The organism is Bailinhaonella thermotolerans, assembly GCF_003594875.1.
Taxonomy (GTDB): domain Bacteria; phylum Actinomycetota; class Actinomycetes; order Streptosporangiales; family Streptosporangiaceae; genus Bailinhaonella; species Bailinhaonella thermotolerans.
Window position 1 is genome coordinate 523,523 of the sequence record NZ_QZEY01000001.1, and the last position, 23,948, is coordinate 547,470.

General features: G+C 73.1%; 25 protein-coding genes. 11 read left to right on the forward strand and 14 right to left on the reverse strand.

All coding sequences use genetic code 11. The annotated features are described in order from the left end of the window. Positions 1–187 precede the first annotated feature (187 nt). The 3 genes from D5H75_RS02580 to D5H75_RS02590 all read right to left on the reverse strand — a co-directional run bounded on the left by D5H75_RS02580 (position 188) and on the right by D5H75_RS02590 (position 1,754). Positions 188–523 (reverse strand): MFS transporter, encoded by a 336-nt coding sequence (locus tag D5H75_RS02580; RefSeq protein WP_119924663.1) that lies wholly within the window; start codon positions 521–523, stop codon positions 188–190. Then, positions 475–804, reverse strand: coding sequence for a hypothetical protein (locus D5H75_RS02585; RefSeq protein WP_202637754.1), 330 nt, complete (start codon positions 802–804; stop codon positions 475–477). Before D5H75_RS02585 ends, D5H75_RS02580 begins: the two co-directional genes overlap by 49 nt. Positions 805–1,010: 206 nt before the next feature. After that, entirely contained in the window at positions 1,011–1,754 is a 744-nt protein-coding gene (locus tag D5H75_RS02590; RefSeq protein ID WP_119924665.1) for a siderophore-interacting protein, read from the reverse strand. 202 nt (positions 1,755–1,956) lie between these two features. Here D5H75_RS02590 and D5H75_RS02595 point away from each other — a divergent pair, with 202 nt between their 5' ends. Then, entirely contained in the window at positions 1,957–2,673 is a 717-nt protein-coding gene (locus tag D5H75_RS02595; protein ID WP_119924666.1) for a TetR/AcrR family transcriptional regulator, read from the forward strand. A gap of 19 nt (positions 2,674–2,692) precedes the next feature. Here the strand turns inward: D5H75_RS02595 and D5H75_RS02600 are convergent, their stop codons facing one another. Then, entirely contained in the window at positions 2,693–3,151 is a 459-nt protein-coding gene (locus D5H75_RS02600) for a dihydrofolate reductase (protein WP_119924667.1), read from the reverse strand. After that, positions 3,148–3,945: a thymidylate synthase gene (locus D5H75_RS02605; RefSeq protein ID WP_119924668.1), complete on the reverse strand. Its 798-nt coding sequence runs from the start codon at positions 3,943–3,945 to the stop codon at positions 3,148–3,150. Before D5H75_RS02605 ends, D5H75_RS02600 begins: the two co-directional genes overlap by 4 nt. Before the next feature lie 150 nt (positions 3,946–4,095). Here D5H75_RS02605 and D5H75_RS02610 point away from each other — a divergent pair, with 150 nt between their 5' ends. After that, a complete protein-coding gene (locus D5H75_RS02610) occupies positions 4,096–4,992 on the forward strand; it encodes an aminoglycoside phosphotransferase family protein (protein WP_119924669.1) in 897 nt (298 codons plus the stop codon). Positions 4,993–5,045: 53 nt separating this feature from the next. Here D5H75_RS02610 and D5H75_RS02615 read toward each other — a convergent pair whose 3' ends face one another. The 3 genes from D5H75_RS02615 to D5H75_RS02625 form a co-directional block, all read right to left on the reverse strand. Next, a complete protein-coding gene (locus tag D5H75_RS02615; RefSeq protein ID WP_119924670.1) occupies positions 5,046–5,468 on the reverse strand; it encodes a VOC family protein in 423 nt (140 codons plus the stop codon). A 120-nt stretch (positions 5,469–5,588) separates the two neighbouring features. Continuing rightward, on the reverse strand, positions 5,589–6,371 hold the full coding sequence (locus D5H75_RS43935) for a helix-turn-helix domain-containing protein (RefSeq protein ID WP_202637755.1): 783 nt from the start codon (positions 6,369–6,371) through the stop codon (positions 5,589–5,591). 62 nt (positions 6,372–6,433) lie between these two features. Next, positions 6,434–7,729, reverse strand: coding sequence for an MFS transporter (locus D5H75_RS02625; protein WP_119924672.1), 1,296 nt, complete (start codon positions 7,727–7,729; stop codon positions 6,434–6,436). A 78-nt stretch (positions 7,730–7,807) separates the two neighbouring features. Between D5H75_RS02625 and D5H75_RS02630 the strand changes: the two genes are divergently transcribed. Next, a complete protein-coding gene (locus tag D5H75_RS02630; protein ID WP_119924673.1) occupies positions 7,808–8,167 on the forward strand; it encodes an ArsR/SmtB family transcription factor in 360 nt (119 codons plus the stop codon). A gap of 215 nt (positions 8,168–8,382) precedes the next feature. On the opposite strand, the gene D5H75_RS02635 is transcribed toward D5H75_RS02630, so the two are convergent. From D5H75_RS02635 to D5H75_RS02645, 3 genes are all read right to left on the reverse strand, one after another. Then, positions 8,383–9,693 carry an FAD-binding oxidoreductase gene (locus tag D5H75_RS02635; protein WP_119924674.1) on the reverse strand — a complete coding sequence of 437 codons (1,311 nt, stop codon included), beginning with the start codon at positions 9,691–9,693 and terminating at the stop codon, positions 8,383–8,385. 59 nt (positions 9,694–9,752) lie between these two features. Next, a complete protein-coding gene (locus D5H75_RS02640) occupies positions 9,753–10,190 on the reverse strand; it encodes a DUF4267 domain-containing protein (RefSeq protein WP_119924675.1) in 438 nt (145 codons plus the stop codon). A gap of 79 nt (positions 10,191–10,269) precedes the next feature. Then, complete coding sequence (locus tag D5H75_RS02645) at positions 10,270–10,908, reverse strand: hemerythrin domain-containing protein (RefSeq protein ID WP_119924676.1); 639 nt, start codon at positions 10,906–10,908, stop codon at positions 10,270–10,272. Between the two features lie 103 nt (positions 10,909–11,011). Here D5H75_RS02645 and D5H75_RS02650 point away from each other — a divergent pair, with 103 nt between their 5' ends. Together D5H75_RS02650 and D5H75_RS02655 are read left to right on the forward strand one after the other, a co-directional pair. Continuing rightward, positions 11,012–14,251: an ATP-binding protein gene (locus D5H75_RS02650; RefSeq protein ID WP_119924677.1), complete on the forward strand. Its 3,240-nt coding sequence runs from the start codon at positions 11,012–11,014 to the stop codon at positions 14,249–14,251. A gap of 289 nt (positions 14,252–14,540) precedes the next feature. Continuing rightward, entirely contained in the window at positions 14,541–15,440 is a 900-nt protein-coding gene (locus tag D5H75_RS02655; RefSeq protein ID WP_119924678.1) for an aminoglycoside phosphotransferase family protein, read from the forward strand. Between the two features lie 274 nt (positions 15,441–15,714). Here the strand turns inward: D5H75_RS02655 and D5H75_RS02660 are convergent, their stop codons facing one another. Further along, positions 15,715–16,602: a helix-turn-helix transcriptional regulator gene (locus D5H75_RS02660; RefSeq protein ID WP_119924679.1), complete on the reverse strand. Its 888-nt coding sequence runs from the start codon at positions 16,600–16,602 to the stop codon at positions 15,715–15,717. Positions 16,603–16,729: 127 nt separating this feature from the next. Between D5H75_RS02660 and D5H75_RS02665 the strand changes: the two genes are divergently transcribed. The 4 genes from D5H75_RS02665 to D5H75_RS40785 all read left to right on the forward strand — a co-directional run bounded on the left by D5H75_RS02665 (position 16,730) and on the right by D5H75_RS40785 (position 19,629). Then, complete coding sequence (locus tag D5H75_RS02665; RefSeq protein WP_119924680.1) at positions 16,730–17,479, forward strand: dienelactone hydrolase family protein; 750 nt, start codon at positions 16,730–16,732, stop codon at positions 17,477–17,479. Beyond that, positions 17,476–17,874, forward strand: a complete 399-nt coding sequence (locus tag D5H75_RS02670) for a carboxymuconolactone decarboxylase family protein (RefSeq protein WP_119924681.1) — start codon at positions 17,476–17,478, stop codon at positions 17,872–17,874. Before D5H75_RS02665 ends, D5H75_RS02670 begins: the two co-directional genes overlap by 4 nt. Positions 17,875–18,473: 599 nt before the next feature. Then, entirely contained in the window at positions 18,474–19,061 is a 588-nt protein-coding gene (locus D5H75_RS40780) for a hypothetical protein (RefSeq protein WP_147425041.1), read from the forward strand. A gap of 103 nt (positions 19,062–19,164) precedes the next feature. Continuing rightward, positions 19,165–19,629: a hypothetical protein gene (locus tag D5H75_RS40785; protein ID WP_147425042.1), complete on the forward strand. Its 465-nt coding sequence runs from the start codon at positions 19,165–19,167 to the stop codon at positions 19,627–19,629. A gap of 261 nt (positions 19,630–19,890) precedes the next feature. Here the strand turns inward: D5H75_RS40785 and D5H75_RS02680 are convergent, their stop codons facing one another. After that, a complete protein-coding gene (locus D5H75_RS02680; protein WP_119924683.1) occupies positions 19,891–20,856 on the reverse strand; it encodes a GlxA family transcriptional regulator in 966 nt (321 codons plus the stop codon). Between the two features lie 104 nt (positions 20,857–20,960). Here D5H75_RS02680 and D5H75_RS02685 point away from each other — a divergent pair, with 104 nt between their 5' ends. Together D5H75_RS02685 and D5H75_RS02690 are read left to right on the forward strand one after the other, a co-directional pair. Next, positions 20,961–22,127, forward strand: coding sequence for an MFS transporter (locus tag D5H75_RS02685; protein ID WP_119924684.1), 1,167 nt, complete (start codon positions 20,961–20,963; stop codon positions 22,125–22,127). A gap of 59 nt (positions 22,128–22,186) precedes the next feature. Next, complete coding sequence (locus D5H75_RS02690) at positions 22,187–22,882, forward strand: methyltransferase domain-containing protein (protein WP_202637756.1); 696 nt, start codon at positions 22,187–22,189, stop codon at positions 22,880–22,882. 111 nt (positions 22,883–22,993) lie between these two features. Here the strand turns inward: D5H75_RS02690 and D5H75_RS02695 are convergent, their stop codons facing one another. After that, a complete protein-coding gene (locus D5H75_RS02695) occupies positions 22,994–23,926 on the reverse strand; it encodes an oxidoreductase (protein ID WP_119924686.1) in 933 nt (310 codons plus the stop codon). Positions 23,927–23,948 lie beyond the last annotated feature (22 nt).

Below are 23,948 nucleotides of genomic sequence, written 5' to 3' on the forward strand. Positions count from 1 at the left end.
TGGGCGCCCGGATACGCGAGCCGCCGACCACCGCCTTGACCGCTCCACAGCTTGCCCACCGTGTACGGCTCGGCCGGCCGCGCCCGGCGCGGCTTGCCCCACACCCCGGACGCGGCCGGCGCAGCTTGCCCCAGGCTCCGGCCGCGTGCCGGTCCCTCAGCCGCCGTGGCCGGTGCAGGGGCCCGGTTCAGCTCGTGCGGAGTGTGAGTTTGCGGACGTCGGGGTGGGCCAGGGGCGCGGTCGCGGCGGCGAGGATGCCGAGCCCGCACACCAGGAGCGTGCCGCGGAGCCCCAGGGCGGCGACGGCGGGGCCGACGAGGAGGTAGGCGAGGGGGGCCAGGGCGATCTCGCCGAGGTTGACCCAGGCGGCCACCCGGCCCTGCTGGGATTCGGGGATGTGCCGCTGGACCAGGCTCCGCCAGGTGACCGCCGCGACCGCCAGCCCGGCGGCGGCCGGCACCACGGCCGCGGCGATCACCGGCAGGGGCGCGCCCGCGGCCATCGCCAGGCCGGGCAGGGCCATCGGCACGATCCCCAGGCGGCCTCCGCGGCGACGAGCAGCCCGACGACGATCTGCACGACCACGATCACCCGCACGCGCGGCAGCCGGTCGGCGACCGTTCCGCTGAAGGGGAGCATGACGATGCCGGCCAGCATCTGGCCCATGAACGTCATCGCGATCCCCGCCGCGCCGCCGCCGGACTGCAGTACGGCGAAGGCGACCGCGCCGGTGGCCATCGCCGTACCCGTGGAATTGATCTGGTTGGCGGCCAGATACCGGGCGAAGCGGGGGTTGCCGCGCACCGGGGCGGCCATCCTCGCGATCCGCGGACCAAGGCCCGAGCCGGCGACTGCCCCGTCCACGGTCACGCGACGTTTCCTCCCAGCCGCCCCAGGACTGTGAGGAGTGTTCCCGCCCCGGCGCGCCCCGACCCTCCCCGCTCCGGACACTTCCGTGACGCCGTCCGGAGACCGCCATCCGCGAAGGCCGGGCGCGGTCCCCCTGGCTGTCAGTGCAGGCCCCGTTTGCCCGGGGTCCAGAACGGCTTGGTCTTGATCGAGGCGCGCGGCCAGTTGCGCTCGCGCACCAGGAAGTCGCGTACGAGCCGGCAGGTCCTGGCCTCCCCGGCCACGTAGGCGGCTCCGGCGTTGCCGGGCAGGTCGAGTTCGGCCACGGCCGCGAGCAGCACCGGGGAGGCGAAGGCGGGGGCGCCGTGCCGGTGGACGCGGCGCAGCGGCGGCGTCCCGGGCAGGGGCAGGTCGTGCTCGGGAGTCTCGCCCTCCAGGACGCCGTGCACCTCGGCCGAGGCTCCCAGTCCTCTGATCATCGGCCCGAAGGCGACGCCGGCGGTCTCCTCTCCGATGAACACGTGGAAGTCGGCCTCGCGGGTGAAGAAGTCGCCTTGCGGCCACCAGAAGGTCACCCGGTCACCCGGCCGTGCCGCCCGTGCCCACCGCAGTCCGATGCCGTCGCCCGGATACAGGTGGACGCGCAGTTCGATCGCCCTTCGGCCGGCGTCGAGGTCCCAGATCGTGTAGGTGCGCAGCGTGTCCGCCGGGCGCAGGATGCCCGCCGCCGACAGCGGGTCCTTCAGCTGGATCCTGACGTGCTGGCCGGGGGTGTAGGGGAAGGCGATCGGCTGGTCGGTCTCCAGCCGGATCCGGCGTATGGCGGGGGTGACCTGCTCGGCCACGGTGATGGCCGCCTCCATGGCGTACTTGCCGAACAACCGGTCACGCATCGTGCGGGACATGTCAGGACTCCTCGCGCTGCCGTACGTGAGCGGATCTGGACATCCGCCACCAGACGGCGGCGACCGGCGCCACCGCGAGAAGGAACCGCCGCATGGGCTCCATACCTGCTCCTTAGAGGCTCTAGATTGCTTAGAGTCATTAAGGAAACATAGAAGCACTAGGATGTCAACGGCGGCGACGGAGCGACACGAAGGGGTGAGGATGTCCGCCCACACCAGCAGGCGGGAACGGCTGCGCCAGGCCACCCTGGAGGAGATCCACGCGGCCGCGCGCAAGCTCCTGGTCGAGCGGGGATCGGCGGCGGTGACCATCAACGCCGTCGCCCGGCAGGTCGGCATGAGCGGCCCGGCCCTGTACCACTACTACGCCGGCCACGACGAACTGGTCGGCGCGGTGACCGCGGACTTCTTCCGCGAGCTGGCCGCCGTCATGGAGCAGGCCCGTGACGTCCGCGCCGACGCGCCGATCGGGGACCGCATCCTGGCCGTCTGCCGGGCCATGCGCGCCTGGGCCACCACCCATCCCGCCGAGTTCGGCTGGATCTTCGCCAGTCCCATCGCCCCGCCGAACCGGCGCCCGGAGTCGGTGCGTCACCAGGCCGCCGTGCGTTTCGAGCGGGTCCTGCTCGACCTGATGATCGAGCTGTGGCGGACACGGCCGTTCCCGGTGCCCGACCCGGACGGCCTGCCGGCCTCCCTGCGCGAGCAGGTGACCGCCTACTCCGCCGCCATCGGCGGGCGGCTGCCGCCCGAGGCCGCCCACGTCTTCCTGTCGTGCTGGATCAGGCTGTACGGCCTGCTGTGCATGGAGGTCCTGCACCAGCTGGACTTCGCCTACACCGACCTGGAGCCCGTCTTCGAGGAGTGCCTGCGCGAGCTGGCGGTCACCGTGGGCATCGACTACCACGCGGCGGCATGAGCCCGCTCGGCCGCCTTCCTCAGCCCCAGGTCAGGAAGCGGTAGTGCAGCCCGGTCGAGGACTCCTGCCACGGCCCGGCGGAGTCCGGCGGGCGTCCCACGTCCGGCGCGAGCGTGTCCCCTTCGAAGGTCTCCCGGATCTCGGTGACCACGATGCGGTCCGCGAGGGGCAGTGCCGCCCGGTACACGGCCGCGCCGCCGATCACCCACACGTCCCCGGACGCCGCGGCGAGCGCCCGCCGCAGGTCGGGGAACGTCTCCACGCCCTCCTGCGGAGTGCGGGACAGCACGAGGTTGCGTCGGCCCGGCAGCGGCCGGAACCGCGGCGGCAGCGACTCCCACGTGCGGCGCCCCATGAGCACGGTCGCGCCCGAGGTCAGGGAGCGGAAGTGCGTCAGGTCCTCCGGCAGGTGCCACGGCAGCGTGCCGTCGCGGCCGATGACGCCGTTCGCCGACTGCGCCCAGACCAGCCCGATCACACCGCCACCGGCGCCTTGATGGCGGGGTGCGGGTCGTAGCCGTCGAGCACGATGTGCTCGTAGGTGTAGTCGAACAGGCTGTCGGCCGGCTTCAGGCTCAGCGTGGGGAACGGCCGGGGCTCGCGCGCGAGTTGCGTGCGGACCTGCTCCTCGTGGTTGTCGTAGATGTGACAGTCGCCCCCGGTCCAGACGAAGTCACCGACGCCGAGGCCCACCTGATCGGCGATCATGTGCGTCAGCAGGGCGTAGCTCGCGATGTTGAACGGCACGCCGAGGAACAGGTCCGCGCTCCGCTGGTAGAGCTGGCAGGACAGCCTGCCGTCGGCGACGTAGAACTGGAAGAACGCGTGGCAGGGCGGCAGCGCCATGCGCGGGATGTCGGCGACGTTCCACGCGGACACGATGATCCGCCGGGAGTCGGGGTTCTCGCGCAGGGTGCGCAGCACCTCGCTGATCTGGTCGACATGCCCGCCGTCCGGGGTCGGCCAGGACCGCCACTGCACGCCGTACACCGGGCCGAGATCGCCGTCGGGCGCCGCCCACTCGTCCCAGATCGTGACGCCGTTGTCCCGGAGCCACGTGACGTTCCCATCGCCGCGCAGGAACCACAGCAGCTCGTAGGCGACCGAGCGGAAGTGGACCTTCTTGGTCGTGATCAGCGGGAAGCCGTCGGACAGCCGGTAGCGCAACTGGTGACCGAAGATCGACCGCGTACCGGTGCCGGTGCGGTCCTCCTTACGGGTGCCCGTGTCGAGCACGTGGCGGAGCAGGTCTTCGTACTGCGTGTCCGGCATGCCCGTAAGCCTAGCCAAGGGCCCCGCGAGGCTGGACCACCCCGGCCCGGAGTTCGCGGCCCGTCAGGTCCTGGGCGCCGCGGCCGGCCGGTCTTCGCGTTCGGTCCCGGCGGTGCCGGTGATCGGATCGTCTCGGTACTGTGACTTCGCATGACCGAGATCGAGATCACCGCGGACCTGGTCCGCGAGCTGCTGCGGGAGCGGCATCCAGACCTCGCTGGGCTGCCCATCCGCGAGGTGCCGGGCGGCTGGGGCAACCGGATGTGGCGTCTCGGGGACGGGTTGGCGGTGCGCATGCAGCGCATGGACCCCACACCGGAGCTCCAGATGAAGGAACGGCGGTGGCTGCCTGTGCTGGCTCCGCGCCTGCCGCTCCCGGTGCCCACCCCGGTGCGGTCCGGCGAACCGTCCGAGCGCTTCCCCAAGCACTGGACCGTGATGACGTGGGTTCCCGGCGAGCCGCTGGACGAGTCCTCGATCAGCCGCGGCGACCACGCGGCCGACACGCTGGCGGGCTTCCTCAGGGCGCTGCACGTGGAGGCGCCCGCCGACGCCCCGGCCGGTGCGCCCATCGGCTCTCACCCCAGGGGGTGCACGGACGGCTTCGAGCGGTTCCTGCAGGCCATCGACCCCGCCGCCATCGGCGACGTCCACGCCGTCCGGGCCGTCTGGGCCGACGCCGTCGCGGCCCCCGAGTGGGAGGGCCCGCCGGTGTGGCTGCACGGCGACCTCCATCCCGCGAACGTCGTCGTCTCGGGCGGCACGCTCTCGGGCGTGATCGATTTCGGCACCCTGTGCGCCGGCGACCCCGCCTGGGACCTCGCCGCCGCGTGGGTGCTGCTCCCCGCGGGCGCGGCCGCACGGTTCTTCGAGACGTACGCGCGCGCGGACGAGGCGACGATCACGCGCGCCCGGGGCCTGGCGGTCATGAAGAGCCTCTTCCTGATGCTCATGGGACAGAACGGGGACCGGGGCCTCCCCGGCGGAAAGCCCCACTGGGGGCCCGCGGGCCGGTCAGCCCTCGACCGCGCCCTGAAGGGCCTCTGACGCACGCTCCTTCGAGGTTCCCACCGGGTGCGGGTCGGCCGAGAGCGGGATTCTCAGGACTGGGCTGTCCTGTCGGTGGCGACGAGTTCGACCTCGAACCCGTCCCTGTCCTCCAGGTAGGCGGCGTAATGCCGATCGCCTCCGGCGTACGGATGGCGGTCGGGGAACATCAGCGTCCAGCCGTACGCGGGGGCCCGCTCGGTCAGAGCATCGACCAGGGCGCGGCTCTCCACGTGGAAGGCCAGGTGGTTCAGGCCAGGGCGGCGACGGTCGTGCCGGTCGGCGCTGAGCGCGGGCGACTGCTCCAGGACCAGGTAGGTGACGCCCAGCCTCCAACTGCGCCCCCGGCTCCAGTCCTGGAAGAGGGTGTACCCCAGCGCCTCCAGCAGCCACTGCCAGCTGATCACCGCGCGCTGCAGGTCAGGCACCCAGATCTCGACGTGGTGCAGCGTCCCGGTGGTGGCCTTGCCGCTCATGCCGTGCTCCCTTCCGCACCTCCGGCGAGGTGGCGTTGACGAAGATGGCGCCGGGTTCCTCGTCGGATCACCGGCAGGTCGGCCCTCCCGCGAATGGGGGCGCGGGGTTCTTGGGCCGCCTCACCCGGTCCCCGGCCCCTCGCCCGGCGCGACGCCGTCCAGGTCCACGGCTATGCGTTGCTCGCGTTGGCGGAAGGCTCGCGGGGACACGCCGGTGCGGCGGGTGAAGAGGCGGGAGAAGTAGGCCGCGTCCTCGTAGCCCACCCCGCGGGCCACGGCCGCGACGGTCAGGTCGGTCTCGGCCAGCAGGTCCTTGGCCCGGCTCGGCCGTACGCCCAGGATGTAGTCCTGCGGGGAGACACCGGTCGCCCCGCGCACGATCGCGCGCAGCGCCGGCAGGCTGACGCCGAGCCTCCTGGCCTGCTCGGTGAGCGGCGTCCGGCTGCAAGCGTCCTTCTCCAGGCGGGCGAGCAGGGGGTGGCGCGGCCCCCCGTCGCGGCCGGTGAGGATCAGCTCGTGCAGGACGGCGGCCAGAACGGCGTCCGCGCCCCGCGGGCTCTCCCTCCAGGGTGCGCCGCATCCTGTTGAAGATCTGCACCATGCGCCGGGCCGCGATCGGATCGAGGGACGTGACCGGCGTCGCCCGGCTGATCCAGCCGAGTTCCAGGTAGACCTTCGCCGCCTCACCCTCGAACAGGGTCCACCATTCCTCCCACCCCCCGGGCGGCATCGCCCCCGGCGGCCCGATCGACAGGGCCGCCCTGCGACACGTGCTCTTCCGCGATGTCGTCCCCGGCGCCGCCTACCACGACTTCTGCACCCAGCCGGCGATCGCCCGCTCGGCGGCTGCCCGCCGACCGCGGCGGGCTGACGTACCTGGAACTCAGCCACCACTCCGTCCATCACGGCGGACCTGCCGGAGCGGTCCACCTGCCCCGCCGGAGCGGCGCCTGGGTGAAGGGGGCTCAGCCGGCGCCGCCGTGGGGGACGGACCGGGTGTCGTGGCGGGTTCGGGCGAGGATCAGCAGCATCGCCAGGCACAGCAGCGCGGTGAGGCCGGCGAAATACTGCACGGCGGTGAGGAGGCCGGCCACCGTGGTGACCAGGCCGACCCCGATGACCGGCAGGCCGACGCCGAGGTAGAGGGTCACGTAGAAGCCGGAGAGCACCTCGGCCTGCCGGTCTGCGGGGGCGGCCCGGTTGACCGCCGTGAGGCCGCCGAGGAACACCAGACCATGGCCGATGCCGGCCAGGACGGCCGCCGCGAGCAGCAGGATCAGCGAGGCCAGCGTGCCGGCGAGCGCGAGCAGCACGAGTCCGGCGGCCAGCAGCGGCAGGCCGGCCATCTGCAGGGTCCGCGCCGGCCTGCCGTACACGAGGAGTTGCGCGAGCGCGGAGCACCCCAGCGTCAGGGCCACGGCCGCGCCGCCCAGCAGCAGGTTCGCGCTGCCCGACAGGGTGGCCACGTACGCGGGGATGAGGGTGAGGGACAGCCCGATCACCGCGAACGCCAGGAAACCGGCCGTCCCGCTGGTGGCGAACACCCCCCGCATGGCGGCGGGGATCTCGGGGCGGCGGGGGCGCCACCGGGTCCTGGAGCGTGTCGCAGGCAGCGCGATGATGACCGCCACCGCCGGCGCCAGCAGTACGAGCTCCATCACGAAGGGCAGCACGTGCGGCGCCGGAGCGTACTGGGCGAGCGCTCCGGCCAGCACCGGTCCGAGTCCCAGGCCGCCCACCGAGACCACGGTGGACACCAGCGCGGCCTTGCGCCGGTTCCCGCGGGGTTCCAGTTCCGTCAGCGCCGCGGTCAGCGTCCCGGAGGCCGCGCCGAGCGCGAGGCCCTGCAGGACGCGGGCCACGAAGAGCCACTCCGTGCTCGCGGCGAGGGCGAACACCAGCGATCCCAGCGCGGCCAGGGCCACCGCCGGCAGCAGTACGGCGCGGCGGCCGACCGCGTCCGACAGCGGGCCCGCCACCAGCAACGAGGGGATCAGCACGGCCACGTACGCGCCGAAGATCAGGGTGACCACCAGCGGCGAGAAACCGAACTCGGCCTCGTAGCCCCGGTACAGCGGTGTCGGCAGATTCGTGCCGGTCAGCAGTATCAGCAACGTGTAGGCCGCGCCCCAGAACCGCCATCCTCCGCCCCGAGAAGCCTTGGCCCCCAGGTCCGTGTCCAGCGCGCCGGAACGGGCGCCCGGACGGTGGCCGGCCGCCGGCATGCCGCCGGATGCGGCGGCGGAACGTTCGAGAGGCATCTCTCCTCCAGATCATGTTCGGGATTGCCGAACATAGCAGATGTTCGGAAACCCCGAACATCTGCGTATCCTGGAGGCATGGCCAGCCGTACCGCGACCGAACTCATCCATCCCGACCCCGACGACCTGCGGTTCACCACCGTGCTGGCCGCCCTGAGCGACCCGGTCCGGCTGGCCATCGTCGCCCGCCTCGCCGGCGTCGAGCCCGACGGCGAACTGGCCTGCACCACGTTCGCCCTGCCGGTCAGCAAGTCGACCCAGAGCGGCCACTTCAAGGTCCTGCGGGAAGCCGGGGTGATCCGCCAGCGCGACGAGGGGACCCGGCGGCTGAACCGGCTGCGCCGGGACGACCTCGACGCCCGCTTCCCCGGCCTGCTCGACCTCGCCATCCCGCAAGGACGCGACGTGCTCGCGAGCTGGGGCGACCGGTCCCCCTGAGGGTCGTCCGCCCGACGGCGGGGCTCGGCCGGGTGAGCGGGGAGACGGCGGGCGCCCCCGGACCGGCCGTCCTGGAGCGGGCCCGCGGCTGGGGCCCGCCGTCCCGTGAGAACGGGCCGGCCCCTCCGCCGGAGTGGGCGGAGGGGCCGGGAGGCGCTGGGGCCGGGAGGCGCTGGGGCCGAGGGGCGCTGGGGCCCGGTCGCGCTGCGGCCGGGCTATCCGAGCACGGGGTAGTTCGCGCGGAACACGTTGTGCGGGTCGCGGGTCCGCTTGATCTCCCGCAGCCGGGCGAGGGTGCCGCCGGAGAAGGACTTCTCCGCCGTGTCGCCGGGGGACAGCAGGGTGTACGGCGTGCGGCCGCTGACGTAGGCCCCCAGGTCGGCCACGACCTCCGCCTGCTTGGCGCGCGTCGCCTCGGCCGCGTGCGGCAGGCCGAGGCCCAGCAGCCCGAGCAGGTACGGCTCGGCCACCCCGCCGCTCGCGCCGGCCCCGTCGCCCGGCTCGGCGAGCGCCCCGCCCAGGTGCCTGATCTGGACGTTGATGAGCGGGGCGGACGGCTTGGCCAGCAGGAGTTCCACCGCGCCCGCGTCCAGGCCGGTGAGCAGCTCGGCACGGGTGATGGAGGGAGCCGGATCGGTGGGCTCGGCGGCGATGGCGCCCAGGTCGGCGACCAGGACGACGCCGCGGCTGTCGGAGAGGGCTCCCCCGATCTTGTCGACGCGCGCCAGCAGTTCCTCCCCCTGAGCCGCCTCGCCCAGGTAGGCCAGGTCCAGCGTCACCATCGGCGGCGCGCCCGGCGGCTGGAGCCGGTTGATCCAGACGCTAAGTTCCCGCGGCGCCTCGGCGGTGATCTCCAGGAACGCGTCGTACACCTCCCTGGCCCGGTGCTCAGGCCAGATCACGCGCCCGCCGTACAGGGCCGGCGCGGGATACAGCTCGAGTTCGAGGGCGGTCACGATCGCGAAGTCCCCGCCGCCGCCGCGCAGCGCCCAGAACAGGTCGGGATCGGACTCGGCGGTCACCCGGCCCGGCTCGCCGTCGGCGTCCACGATCTCGATGGCCCGCACGCTGTCGGAGGCCAGGCCGTACTTGCGGCTGAACCAGCCGACCCCGCCGCCCAGGGTGTAGCCGGTCACGCTGACCCCGGGCGCGCTGCCGGACAGGCCGGTCAGGCCGAGCGGTCCGGCCGCCGCCAGCACCTGACCCCACTTGGCGCCCGCGCCCACCCGGACCACGCGCTCCCCCGGGCGTACCTCCACCTCGTTCAGCGGGCCGGTGCGCAACAGGATCAGGCCTTCCACGTCGCCCGAGGCGCCGTGCCCGCTGGGCTGCGCGGTCACCGTCAGGCCCGCCCGCCGCGCGTAACGCACCAGCGCCGCCACGTCGCCGGCGTCCGCGGCCTCCGCCACGGCCGCCACGGGCTGCCTGACCGTCAGGTTCCACGCGGTGGCCGCCTGGTCGAAACCGTCGTCGCCGGCCACGAGCACGCGCCCCTTGAGGACACCGCGCAGGTCGTTGATCGTCATCGTCGTCTCCCTTGTCGTTTCGTCGGTCTACCGGGCCGGGTCTTCGGGGTGTGCGTAGGTCAGGCGGCCCGCGCGGCGGTCGTCGCGGCGGAGCTCTCCCGGGCCACGCGGGCCTTGCCGGTCTCGCGGAGGGTCAGCAGGCCGACGGTCGCGAGCAGGGCCGAGGTCAGGCAGTGGACGCCGAACGCGGTGGCCACCGAGCCGTCGTGGGACAGCACGTTGATCATGTCGCCGAGCGGGGCGACGGCCTCCATCAGCAGGACCCAGCCCAGGGCGCGGCGGTGGCCGGTCATCAGCAGGACGCCGAGGACCAGGCCCATCGCGAGTTCGCGGATGCCCTTCGTGACGAGGAAGCCGCCGCCGTCGCCGGCGGGCCAGGTCGGCAGGCCGAAGCCCGGGGCGAGCGTCTCGGGGATCAGGATGTAGGACAGCCCGAGCACGAGGACGAACAGGGTGGCGGCGGCGGCCAGGGTGGTGTTGACGTTCTTCAGCGACATGGTTCTTCCTTCTGCGTTCGGATCGGATTGGGTTCTGTGTTCGGATCTGGCGGGGTTCTGTGTCCGGATCTGGTGGTGTTCAGCCGCGGACGCGGCGGATGTGGCGGGCGTAGCGGGGGCGCCCGAGGACGTGCCAGGCGACGCGGACCGGGGCGGGCAGGCCGCCGAGGACGGCGGCGCGCTCGGCCGGGTCCGCCTCTTCCAGGACCGCGCCGCAGAGCGTGAGCAGGGTGGGCGCGGGGATGCCGGTCACCAGGCGGCCGCGCAGCAAGGCCCATTCCCGCTCGGTGAGGTGCCTGGCCGCGAGCGGGAGGAGGGCGGCCTCCTCGTCGCCGAGGTGTTCCAGCAGGACCGCCCGGTGGTCGGCGAGGGCGGCCACGAGGGTGTCGCGTTCGTCGGCGCCCGCGGTGGCCTCCCAGGCGGGGACGGCCGCGTCCAGCCGGGTCAGCGTGGCCGCGAGGCGCCGGTGCTGTGCCTCCGCGCGCAGCACGATGTCGGCGTCCAGGTCCACCCGGGACAGCAGCGGCGGCAACAGCAGTTCGTCCTGGACCTCCTGGTGGTGGCGCAGGCCGAGCCGGTAGAGGCGGAAATGGCCGGCGATCACCTCGGCGCGGGCGGTGTCGCCGGGGGCGACGGCCGCGACGAGCTCCACCAGCAGCCGGGACTCGCGGCGGAAGGCGCGGTGGACGATCTCCGTGTCCTGGGTGTTGACGCTCATCGGTTCCTCCCCGTCGTCGGTGGCGATGTGTCCAGGCTGCTCCCGGGTATTTGGAGGGGACTTGGAGATCATTTGGAGCCGTGCACGTACGATGTTCCAAATCATGGTCTTCATCCGGGTACTGGGCTCGTTCGCGACCGAGGTGAACGGCGACAGCGTCCACCTCGGCGGGCCGCGGCAGCGCGGCGTACTCGCCTTGCTGGTGGCGGCGCGCGGACAGGTCGTGCCGGTCGACCGGATGATCGAGGACCTGTGGCGCGGGGAGCCGCCCGCGCGGGGCCTGCTGTCCCTGCAGGCGTACGTGTCCAACCTGCGCCGGCTGCTGGAGCCCGGGCGCCCGCCGCGCACGCCGGCCCGGCTGCTGGTGAGCGCGGCGCCGGGCTACGCGCTGCGGCTGCCGCCGGAGTCGGTGGACGCCTGGCGGTTCGAGGACCTGCTCGACCGGGCCCGCGGGGCCGCCGACCCGCGTGCCGCCCGGTCCCTGCTCGCCGAGGCGCTGGGGTTGTGGCGGGGACCGGCCTTCGCCGAGGTCGCCGACGAGCCGTGGGCCGCCACCGAGACCGCCCGGCTGAACGAGCTGCGCCTGGTCGCCACCGAACTGCACGTCGCGTCGGGCCTGCGCCTCGGCGACGCCCCCGCCGTCGTGCCCGAGGCCGAACGGCTCACCCGCGACGAGCCGCTGCGCGAGGAGGGCTGGCGGCTGCACGCCCTGGCCCTGTGGAGCAGCGGCCGCCAGGCCGACGCGCTGGCGACGCTCCGCCGCGCCCGCGCCGTCCTCGCCGAGGAGCTCGGGCTCGACCCCGGCCCGGACCTGGCGGCGCTGGAGGAGGCGATCCTCGCCCAGCGCACGGACGTCCTGCGCGCGACCGCGCCCCCTCCCCCGCCGTCCCCTCCCCCGCCGCCCGCTTCCCCGCCCGGGCCGCCCCCGATCGCCGGGACGCCGTTCGTCGGGCGCGAGGCGGAGCTGTCGGCGCTGGTCACCGCCGCCGCCGAGGCCGCCGCCGACGGCACCCGCATCGCCCTGGTCACCGGCGAGGCCGGGCTCGGCAAGTCCACGCTCCTGGAACACCTCGGCAGGCGGCTCGAACGCGACGGATGGCTGGTCGCCGCCGGCCACTGCCCCGAGGTCGACAGCGCGCCGCCCGCGTGGGCCTGGACCGAGGCGCTCGGAGCCGTCGCCGCGGCCGCGCCACCCGGCGAGTTCGCCGGCGACCTCGCGCCGCTGCTCACCGACACCGGGCCGGTGGACGCCGACGCCACCGCGGGACGGTTCCGGCTGCGCCAGGCCGTGTGGAGGTGGCTCGCGTCGGTCGCCGCGGAACGCCCGGTCGCCGTCGTGCTGGACGACCTGCACTGGGCCGACGCCGCCACGCTGGAACTGCTCGGCGGCGGCCTCGGCACGCGGGCCCCGATCCTGGTCGTCGCCGCCTACCGCGCGGACGAGAGCGGCCGCCTCACCGAGACGCTGGCCTCCCTCGCCCGCGCCACGCCCCTGCGCCTGGCGCTGCCGGGGCTGAACGGCGAGGCAGTCGCGCGCCTGGTCCGCGCCGAATGCGAGGCCGACGAGGAGACCATCGCCGGGATCGCCGAGCGCACCGGCGGCAACCCGTTCTACGTGCGCGAGAGCGCCCGGCTGCTGAACGGCGAGGGCGCGCTCGTCGCCCTGTCCGAGGTCCCCGAAGGCGTACGGGACGTCCTCCGCCGCCGGCTCGCGCGCCTGCCCGAAGGCGGCGTGTCCGTCCTCCGGCTCGCCGCGGTCGCGGGCCGGGAGAGCTCGGTGGACGTCCTCGTGAAGGCCGCCGACTCCGACGAGGACGGCGTGATGGACGCGCTGGACGCCGGCGTCATCGCCGGGCTCCTGGACGAGCCCGCCCCAGGGCGCGTCCGCTTCGTCCACGCCCTCGTCAGGGACACGCTCGTCGCCGACCTCAGCAGGCTGCGCGCCACCCGGATGCACGCCCGGATCGCCGCCGCCCTCGAAGGCGGCGGCGACATCGCGGCGCTGGCCCACCACTACGCGCGCGCCGGCTCGCCCAAGGCCGTCGGCTACTGCGTCCGGGCCGCCGAGCTGGCCGAGGCCCGCTACGCCCACGACGTGGCGGCCGGCCTCCTCGCCGACGCCGTGGCCAACTCGACCGGGCCCGACGAACGCGTCGACCTGCTCGGCAGGCTGCTGCGCGCGCAGATCCGGGCGGGAGCCGTCGGAGCCGCCCGCCAGACCCGCCGCGAAGCCGTGGAGTACGCGGAGTCCCTGGGCCGCGAGGACCTGATGATCGCCGCGTTCACCGCGTGGACGGAGCCGACCTCCTGGCTGGCCCGGCCGTACGGCACGGTGGACCGGCCGATCGTGGACCGCCTGAGGCGCCTGCTCAAGCGCGACCTCGCCCCTTCGGTCCGGTCGCGGCTCCTGACGGCGTACGCGGACGAACTGGTCGGCGAGGACGACCCGACCGTCCTCGCGGCGGCGCGGGAGGCGCTCGACCTCGCCGCCGAGCCCCGGCAGCGGGCCGCGGCGCTGCAGATCCTGGCCCGGGTCCACCCCGCCGTCGAGCACTGCCGGGAGCTCGTGGAGATCGGCACCGAGCACGACCTGCCGGTCTACCGCGTCACCGGCCTGTTCAACCACGCCGCCCTCGCCGCCGCCGCCAACGACCCGGCGACCATGCGCCAGATGACCAGCGAGGCCCTGGACCTCGCGCGCGCCTACCGGATGCGCGAGGCGATCGCCGTCGCCGAGATCACGCTGGCGACCCTGGCGCTCATCGAAGGCCGGCTCGCCGACGCCGAGCGCCTGTACGCCAAGGCCGACGAGGGCCTGCGCCGCGCCGGGTCGGTGCACGCCACGGGCTTCTTCCAGCTCGCCCTGGCCACGATCTGGCTGAACGAGGGCACGCTCGGCGCGCACCTGGACGAGGTGCGCGCGCTGCACGCCATGCTCGGCCCGATGACCTGCGACCTGCTCGCGCTCGCCCTCCACGCCCACGGCCTGGACGCCGAGGCCCGGGAGGTGCGCGCGTCAGCCGGCCCGATCCGGCCCGACTTCTTCTTCACCTTCTTCACGACGTTGCGCGCGATGGCCGTCGTCGCCCTGGACGACCGGGACGCAGCCGAGGAGGTCTACGCGGCGTTGCTGCCGCACCGTGACGGCCCCCCGGCGGGCGCGACGAGCCTGTCGGTGGCGCTGCGCCCGGTCGCCCACGTCCTCGGTGAGCTGGCCCTCCTCCTCGGCCGCGACCGCCAGGCCGCCGCCCACTTCGCCCGGGCCGCCGCCATCGCCGCCCAGTGGAACGCGCCCCACTGGGCCGGCGTACGCCTCCCGGGAGCCGCCCCGGCCGCCGAGTAGCCCCGGCGGCGCGCGAGGGCGATCCACCGGCGGCGCTCCGCCCGGCTCCGCCTGGCTCCCGGCGGCATACGACCTTGAGCAGGCCGAGGGCGTACGGCCGGGGGCCGGGGGCCGGGGGCCGGGTACGGCCGGCCGCTGCGCACGGCGGCTCACCCGGGACGCGACCCCCAGCCCGCACCCGCCCCCGGAGTCCCGGCGGCCGAGGTGGGGCCGGCGGTACGGCGGGGCAGGTAGCCTCACGGTCCGTTCCCGTTCACGGATGACGTGCGCGACCCGGAGGTGCCGCCGGATGGACGAGCCCGTCCCCGCCGATCTGCTGGAGATCGCCGACGCGCTGCTGCCGGGCGCGCGCCTGGACCGGGCGCGGTACGCGCGCGGCGGGATTCACGACGTCGTCCTGCTCCCTGATGTGGCGGCGGTGCGGGTGAGCCGGCGTCCCCTGGCCGCGTCGTCCATGCCGGGCCACGTCGAGGCTCTGCGGGTGATCGCGGCGGCCGGCCTGCCGTTCGCGGTTCCCGAACCGCTCACCCCCGCCGTGCGGTTCGGGGAGCGTGCGGCGGTGGCCGTCTCCTGGATCGGCGGCGCGGAACTGCCTCCTGGGAAGGGCGATCCCGCGCGGATCGCCCGCCTTCTCGGGGCGCTGCGCGACCTGCCCGTCACCCCGCGACTGCGCGCGGTGCTCCCGTCGCCACGAGCCCACGACGGGCATTGGGCCCGCGTGCTGGCCGAGGAGGTCCTGCCCCGGCTGCCGGGCGAGTGGCGGCCGGAGGCCGAGCGCCGCCTCGCCGCGGCGGCGGCCCTGGAGGAGGTCCCGGACAGCCTCGTCCACGGTGACCTCGCCGGAGGCAACGTGCACTGGGACGAGGACGGCCGGCTGATCGGCGTGATCGACTGGGATCGGGCGCACCTGTTCGACCCCGCGATCGACGCCGCCTTCATGGCCTGGCACGGCTGGCACAACGTCCGCCAGGCCGTGGACCCGGCGACCTGCCACCGGGCCCGCGTCTGGGATCGCCTCTTCGGCGTCAACATCCTCTGCGCCGTCTTCCTCCTCGAGGGAAACCCCCTTCCCTCGGCCGACAGCTACGCGGACCACATCCTCGCGTGGCTGGAGGACTCCGGCACCGAAGAAGCGAACGCGCCCAAGCCCACCCTGCCCCCGATGAGCCGGCTCCCCTCAACCCGCTGAGCCGCCCGGCGCCCCCGGCCGACCCGCCGCCAGAGCCCCGGCACGCCTCCGGCCGAGCGAGAAGCCGCAGGCGAAGCCACGGCGCCGGCCTCCGCAGCGCTCCCGACCGCCGGCTGCGCCTGGGCCCTGCGCGAACCCGCTCACGCCGTACGCGCAAGTGGTGGTCCGGTCGCTCCACGCCGCGCGGACAGGCGGAGATCGGAGTGGGGCCGGACAGCGGATAGACCGCGCGTCGGACCTCGTCGCCGACGTCTCGAAGGCCGGCGAGCAGCGGTCAGCCGGGCTGTGGCGGCGTCGCCGTCGGTACGGCTCGCGCCTGGTGCGCGGACGGGGTGGGCGGGGCGGGGCGGGTCCAGGAGGTCAGGAGGTGGACGGCGGCCTCGGTGGTGCTGGCGGCCACCGGGACGAGGACGACCAGGCGCTGGCGGGAGTGGTCCGCGGGGGCGAAGTTCTCGTAGCCGAAGGTCACCGTGCCCAGGGCGGGATGCCGCAGGTTCTTCACCCCGTGGGTGCGGACGCTCACCTCGCGGGCGTTCCACAGCGTGCGGAAGGTCTCGCTGCCCGCGCGGAGCTCACGGATCAGCCCGGCCAGGTCGGCGTCGCCGGGGTGCAGGCCGGCGGCCACCCGCAACTGGCCGGCGGTCTCGGCGGCCACCTCGTCCCACTCCACGTAGAAGGTCCTGCTCTCCGCGGCGAGGAACAGGCGCCGGGCCAGGTTCACCGGTACGGCCGGGGCGGGGTCGAGGGTGAAGAGGTGGGCGGCGACGGCGTTGGCGGCCAGGACGTCGAACCGGTCGTTGATGATCATCGCGGGGGCGTGGACCAGCTTCAGCATCCGGACCAGCTCGGGCCGCACCTCCCGCGGCCGGACCTCGCGCCCGGGGCGGTCCCGGACGGCGAGGGTGCGCAGGTGCTCGCGTTCGACCTCGTCCAGGCGCAGCGCACGGGCGAGGGCGTCGAGCACCTCGGGCGACGGCCGCCCCGTCCGCCCCTGCTCCAGCCGCTGGTAGTACTCCACGCTGATCCCGGCGAGCTGGGCGACCTCCTCCCGCCGCAGCCCGGCCACCCGGCGGCGGGCCCCGCCGGAGATCCCCACGGTCTCGGGCGTGATCCGGCCCCTGCGGGACCGGAGGAATGCCGCCAGTTCGTTCCGTTCTCCCACAACGTCCAGTATGTCGATTTCGGTCCGGCCGAGGGTGGCCCTGGCCGTACCCGTATGAGCCGGGCCTGGGGCGTACGCTCCGGCGCGGCCAGGCTCTCACTCGTCACCACGAGACGAGGAGATCACCATGTGCCACGACACCGACAGCAGGCCGCCCGCCGCCCCCGTCGTCACCGGAGGGGTGGCCGCGCACGGGCCGCTGGAGATCGGCGCCGCCGACGGCAACCGGTTCCGCGCCTACCGGGCGCAGCCGGCCGTGCCGAACGGCCGTAACGTGCTGCTGCTGCCCGACGTGCGCGGTTTCCACCCGTTCTACGCCAGCCTGGCGCAGCGGTTCGCGGAAGCGGGCTTCCACACCCTGGTCATGGACTACTACGGGCGCAGCGCCGGCGCCGGCGAGCGGGACGAGTCCTTCGACGGGTACGCCCACCTGCCCCTGCTGGAGCCGCACCACGTCGAGACCGACGCCGCCGCGGCCGCCGAGGCGATCAGGGCCTGGCACCCCGGCCCGCTGTTCAGTGTCGGCTTCTGCCTCGGCGGCGGCTACTCCTGGCGGCTCGGCGCCGCCGGTCTCGGCCTGTCCGGCTCCGTCGGCTTCTACGGCCCGCCCCGTTTCCTCGGCGACCGTACGGCGGAGCCGTCCGCGCCCCTGCTCATGCTGCTGGCCGGGGACGACGTGGCCACCACGCCGGAGGAGTACGCCGAGCTGACCGCCACCTTCGACCGGGCGGGCAAGGACTACGAGGCGCACGTGTACGAGGGCGCGCCGCACTCGTTCTTCGACGACTCCTACGACCGGTGGCAGGAGGCGTGCGCCGACGCCTGGCACCGCGTCCTCGACTTCACCGCCCGCCACGCGGGGCAGGCCGGCGCGTGAACGAGCGATACGAACGCGGGCTCGCGCGGCAGGCCGAACTCGGCGGGCCCGGAGCCACCCGGGCCCGTGCCTACGACGCCCTGGCGGACATCGCGCCCGACCTGTCGCGGCTGGCGGTCGAGTTCGCCTACGGCGACATCCACGCCCGGCCCGGGCTCGACCCCGCCCGGCGGGAACTGGTCGTCCTCGGCGTGCTGACCGCCCTCGGCGGGGTCGAGCCCCAGCTCCAGGCACACCTGGAAACGGCCCTCAACGTGGGCGTGCGTCCCGCCGAACTGGTCGAAGCGATCATGCAGGCCCTGCCGTACGCGGGCTTCCCCCGGGTCTTCGCCGCGATGACCGTCGCCCGGCGAGTCCTGCAGTCCCGCGACCTCCTCCCCGTCCCCCCACCCTGACACCGGGTTCCGGTGTACGGCCAGAGCCCGCCCCTCCCTCCGCCCCAGCGGGGACGGATCCCCCTCCACCGAAGGCACCATCCAGGTCGTCGTCGATCGTCAGAGGGACGGGCTCAGTTCGTGGGACGGGGGACGGCGGGCCCAGGTGGCCCAGCGCCAGAGCCACTCCAGGGACCCTGGCGATGGCGCCCAGCCAGAGGATGGAGAACAACCCGCGGGCCGCCAGGGGCTCGATCTTCTCGATCACCCCATATCGGACCAGTGCCGAGCCCAGGAGGAACAGCCCGGCGATGAGCAGGGGCCAGCCCCCGCGACCGGAGCGGCGACACTCCTTGGGGGAGACGGCACCCCGGTCGCGGGCCGAGTCGGCGGCGAACAATAGCGCGGTGGAGCGGTATCGCCGATTCGACGCCACTGAGCGATTGCCAGATCGCGACCCGAGCCGGAACCATAACGGTTCACTCCATGGGCGGGTAGACATGCCTGCGGCATCGCATCCCATGATACTCAGGCATGGTGTAGCGCTCTAATGTGCGACGATAAGAGGTGAACAGGTCCTCCCCGTCCCGCAGTTCCTCTCGTCAGCCGGAGGCGCAGGCTTGATCGATCCGCTGGTGCAGCATTATGTGCGGTTGATACGAACGCATGGATTGGACGAAGAGTTCTGCTACACGGTGGTGACGTCCGCTACCGGGCGGGTAACGCTGGAGGCCGTCGCGGAGTCTCTTGGCGCAGGCGGTGACACGTCGAGACGCCTGCGACTGCACGCTTGGGCCGACCACGACGATTCCCACGTCCTCCTTCCGCAGCAAATAGATCGCGCCGTTGCGATTCTCGAACCCTTCGGATACCAGGGAAATTCGAAAGACGTGTTGTCTCGGCTGAGCGAGCACGGCGAGGCATGGAATACGTTCTGGGACGTCAATATGCGCAGTGAGCTGATCTGTGCTGCCAAAGGAGAGCCGGTGGCAGGTCGCGACTTTCTTGAGCCTGACGAGAAATGGGGAAAGGATCGCGACCCGTTCGAACCACACAGACCCCTCTTGGCGGAGTACGCCGAGCTACTGGGAAGCCGCTATCCGAATGGTGCCGCTATGGCCGTCATCGAACGTTGCAGTGGCGTCCACCTCCCCATTGACGCACTCACGGGCGAGCTCCCAGCCGTTCTATTGCCACTCGATCGCTGACCAGCCGGGAGATCGGCGCCGACAACAACCAGCGGCAGTACCATCGGCCTCATTGCCCAGGCCCGCCGTCAGGCGATTCAGAATCAAGAGCCGAGGAGTAACGTTGGCCACCATTATCGAGGCAGCCACAGGAGCTATCGTCAGCGCCGGCTACCTTTTGATCGCGGGTGTCCGGGGAGACGAGGTTGTTGGATCGATCATCGGAGGCGAGATGCCAGGGCCCGGTGCTCGTGTCGCAGCAGAAAGAGATAGCCTCATTGCTGAAACGTACACCCCAAAGGGAGGGGCCGAGATATATGTCCGCGTGGAGCTGTGGGACGGGAGCCCTTCCAGCGACTCGGAATGGACAGAGCTTTGGACGGGAAACCTATATCTAGACGTTGAGGAGATCTGGGTCGGAGATTATTGGGAGGAGGATGGCGATGTCGTCAATCTACGTCTTCCCGGACCTGCGCGCAATTGGTCGGTCAGCCTCCTCCATAAAATCTTCAAGTCGGCGGACGCGGGCTTCGCAGAGGTCTTTCCAGGAGTTCAGTTCTACACCCTTCGGCTGTGGGAGACGAAATAGGAACGCCTGACGCCGATTGATATTCATCGCCTGCGCGCGATCCAATCGCCCCGACAGGCAGCCATGTGGTGTCCGCGTGGAATCGGCGCTACGCCCTTCAACGTGCCAGAGAAGCACGCGGGCAGCGCCTCTGCGTCGCACGAGGCCGGATGCGGCCCGATGGTGAGCTGCGGCGAGCCGGCCGGGGTGGAACCACAGCCTTTCAAGCGGCGGCAGGGGGTGCGGCGGAGGGGTGGCGGCGGAGCAGGGTTGGGCGTTTGCTCAATCGTCGTCGTGGGTGTGGCCGAAGGCTTGGCGGTAGTCGCGGGGTGGGAGGCCGACGTGGCGGGTGAAGTGGTGGCGCATGGTGAGGGCGGTGCCGAAACCGCAGCGGCGGGCGATGGCGGTGATGGGCAGGTCGCTGACCTCCAGGAGGTGTTGGGCGGCCAGGACGCGCTGGGTCAGGAGCCACTGCAGAGGGGTGTCGCCGGTGGACTGCACGAAGCGGCGGGCGAAACTGCGCTCGGACATGCGCGCCAGGTCCGCCATTTGAGCGACGGTCCACGGGTGGGCCAGGTCGTTGAGAACTCGTTCGCGTAGCTTCGACAGGTCGTCGTTCTGGCCCTGGGCGGCCGGGATGGGGCGGGTGATGAACTGCGCCTGTCCGCCGGTCCGGAAGGGTGCGGTGACCATGGTGCGGGCGATCTCGGCCGCGGCGGCGGCGCCGTGGTCGCGGCGGACCAGGTGCAGGCACAGGTCGATGCCGGCGGCCACGCCCGCCGAGGTCCATACGGAGCCGTCCCCGACGAAGAGGACGTTGGGGTCCACGATCACGCCGGGGTGGCGGCGCGCGAGTTCCCCGGCGTCCAGCCAGTGCGCGGTGGCGCGGCGGCCTTCCAGCAGGCCGGCGGCGGCCAGCAGGAACGCACCCGAGCACAGGGACGCCACGGTGGCACCGCGGGCGTGGGCGGCGCGCAGCGCGGCCCGAACCTGCGGATGGACGGGCGCCGTGGGGTGCTGGACGCCGGGGACGACGACCAGGTCGCACTCGTCCAGCCCGTCCAGACCGTGGTCGGGAACGCAGGTCACGCCCGAGGTCATGGGGACCGCGGAGCGGTGCGGCCCGCAGGTGCGCAGCTCGAACCGCGGGACGCCGCGGGCGGTCCGGTCGAGCCCCCAGACCTCGGTGGCCACGGCGTAGTCGAACACGCGGACCTGCTCGGTGACCAGTACCCCCACGCGCATCATGGCGGAAATCTATCCCACATTGGCGTTTCGGCCACTCACGCCTCCGGTGGCTCGCCGATCAGGCTGGACACCGATGTTTCCCGTCAGATGAGGAGTGCGGCGCCATGCCGTTGGCTTTGTTCGCCCTGGCCGTCACGGCGTTCGGGGTGGGGACCTCGGAGTTCGCCATCATGGGACTGTTGCCGCAGGTCGCCCAGGGGGTCGGGGTGTCGATCCCGGACGCGGGGGGCCTGATCACCGGGTACGCCGCCGGTGTGATCGTCGGGGCGCCGCTGCTCACCGCCGCTTCGGCCCGGCTGCCGCGCCGTACGACGCTGATGATCGTCGCCGCGCTGCTGGCGGCGGGCAGCGCCTTGTCTGCGGTCGCCTCCGGCTATGGCCTGCTGCTGGCGGCCAGGGTGGTCGCGGGCGTGCCGCAGGGGGCCCTGTTCGGGGTGGGGTCGGTGGTCGCGGCCCAGCTCGTCCCGCCGGAACGGCGTGCGAGCGCGATGTCGGTGATGTTCGGCGGGTTCACCATGGCGAACGTGGCCGGGGTGCCGCTGGTGACCTGGCTGGGGCAGGCCGCGGGCTGGCGGGCGACGTTCTGGGCGGTCGCGGCGTTGGGCGCGCTGTCGATGGCCGGCATCGCCGCGCTGGTCCCGCGCCGGCTGCGGCCCGAGGACGAGACGGGACTGCGTTCGGAACTGGCGACGCTGCGGCGGCCCCAGGTCTGGCTCGCGATGGCGGTGACGACGGCGGGCTTCGGCGGCGTCTTCGCCTCCTTCACCTATGTCACGCCGATGATGACCACGGTCGCGGGCTTCAGCAGGTCCAGCATGACGCTGCTGCTGGTCGTCTTCGGGCTGGGCATGGCCGCCGGCAACCTGGTGTCGGGCCGGTTCGCCGGGCGGCGGCTCATGCCGAGCCTGTATGTGTTCCTGGCCGGGCTGACCGTCGTGCTGGGCCTGTTCGTGATGACGGCGCACAGCAAGGTCCTCGCCGCCTGCACCTTGTTCCTGCTGGGGCTGTTCGGGTTCGCGACCGTCCCGGCGCTGCAGATGCGCATCCTGGACAAGGCCACCGGCGCCCCCACCCTCGCCTCCGCGCTGAACCTGTCGGCCTTCAACATCGCCAATGGGCTCGGCGCCTACCTCGGCGGCATGGTGATCAGAGCCGGGTACGGCTACACCGCCCCCAACGCGGTCGGCGCGGTACTGGCCGCCACGGGGCTGGCCCTGGCCGTCTGCTCAGGACTGCTCGACGCGCGCGCCAAGGCGGTGATCGCCCGATGAGCGACACTCCCGGAACCGAACGCTACACGCCCGGCCACGACACCTCCGCCATCGGATTCATGGCTGCGAGAACAGCCGAGACGCACGCACGGTTCTTCCTGCCGCACCTGTCTCCGGGAATGACCCTGCTGGATCTGGGGTGCGGGCCAGGCACCATCACCGCCGACCTGGCCGCCGCCGTCGCACCGGGACTCGTTCTCGGACTCGACCAGCAAGCCTCCCAGCTCGGCGGTGCACGCGACCTCGCGCGGCGGAGAGGCCTCACCAACGTCCGATTCCGGGAGGGATCCTGCTACGACATCCCGCTGGACGACGGATCGGTCGACCGCGTCTTCGCCCACGCCCTGATGGAACACCTCGCCCACCCGGCCAAGGCCCTGGCCGAGATCCGGCGGGTGCTGCGCCCCGGCGGCACGGTCGGACTCCGCAGCCCCGACTGGGGCGGCTTCCTGCTGAGCCCGTCTTGTGACGAGGCCGTCCGCGCCTACACGCGCCTGCAGCAAGCCAACGGCGGTGACCCCTTCGTCGGCCGCAAACTCGGGGAGTACCTGCTCGAAGCGGGATTCGAGCAGTGCCGCCTCGACGCCCACTACGAACGGTATGCCGACCCGGCCCGCATCGCGGGCTATCTCGCGGTCCAACTCGAGGCCGCGGACCAGGCCACCCCCGCTCGCCGGCTCCGCGACTGGGCCACCAGCCCAAATGCGATGTTCGCTCAAGCATGGGTCACCGCCATCGCCGAACGCCCCCGCTGAAACCTGAACGGGGAGGGGCCGCCTGGCAGCCAGTCACCGCCCGGCGGTCGCCGGCACCACCCCCGCCGAAGCGCAACACCCGCTCAGGGAGCTGCGAGGTCGGTGGCTGCCTCAGTGGTCGCCTCCGTAAGTCTTCCGGGGGCTACGCGGCCGGGGCGAGTGCGGCAGGCCGTTGATCGCGGTCTTCGTGCCGCCGGGAGTTGAGCCTCGCAGGTCGGACAGGTCCTCGTCGCTGAGGCTGAGGGCGTCCGCCGCGAGGTTCTCCTCCAGGTGATCGAGAGAACCGGTGCCCGGGATCGCCAGCACCGAAGGCGATGTCGCCAGCAGCGCGGCGATCGCGACCTGCGCGGTGGTCGCGCCCAGGCGTGCCGCGACCTTGCCGAGCCGTTCGGCATCGAGCGGGCCGCCGCCACCGCCGAGCGGGAAGTACGGCACGTACGCGATGCCCGCTTCCTCGCATTCCGCCAGCAGTCCCATGTCAGCGGTGTGCCGGTTCTGCACCGCCGCGACGGGCGCGATCGCCCGGGCTTCGGCCAACTGCGCGGCGTCGACGTTGCTGACGCCCAGGTGCCGGATCAGCCCCTCCGCGCGGAGCCCGGCCAATACCGCGAACCGTTCGGCGATCGACTCGCCCCCTGGTCCGGCCATCCCGCCGACCCGCAGATATACCAGGTCGAGCCGGTCCAGGCCGAGAGAGCGCAGATCCGCCTCGACCAGGCCGCGCAACTGATCAGACGTCGCCTGCTCGCTCGGCACACCGTTGGGTCCGCGCAGCGGCCCGACCTTCGTGGCGATCACCAGGTCGTCACGGTAGGGGGTCAAGGCCGTACGGATCAGTTCGTTGGCCCGCACCGCGCCCCGGCCGTAGAAGCCCGCCGTGTCGATGTGGTTCACGCCCGACTCCACGGCGCGCCGCAACACGTCGATGCCGCTCTCCGGAGCTCGCGGCGGGCCGTCGAAGGTGCCCGTCGCCAGGCGCATCGCGCCGAAGCCGAGCCGGTTGATGGTCAGATCTCCGCCGAGGGAGAAGGTCTCGATCGTCATGAGGCCATGGTGTGCGCCGCCA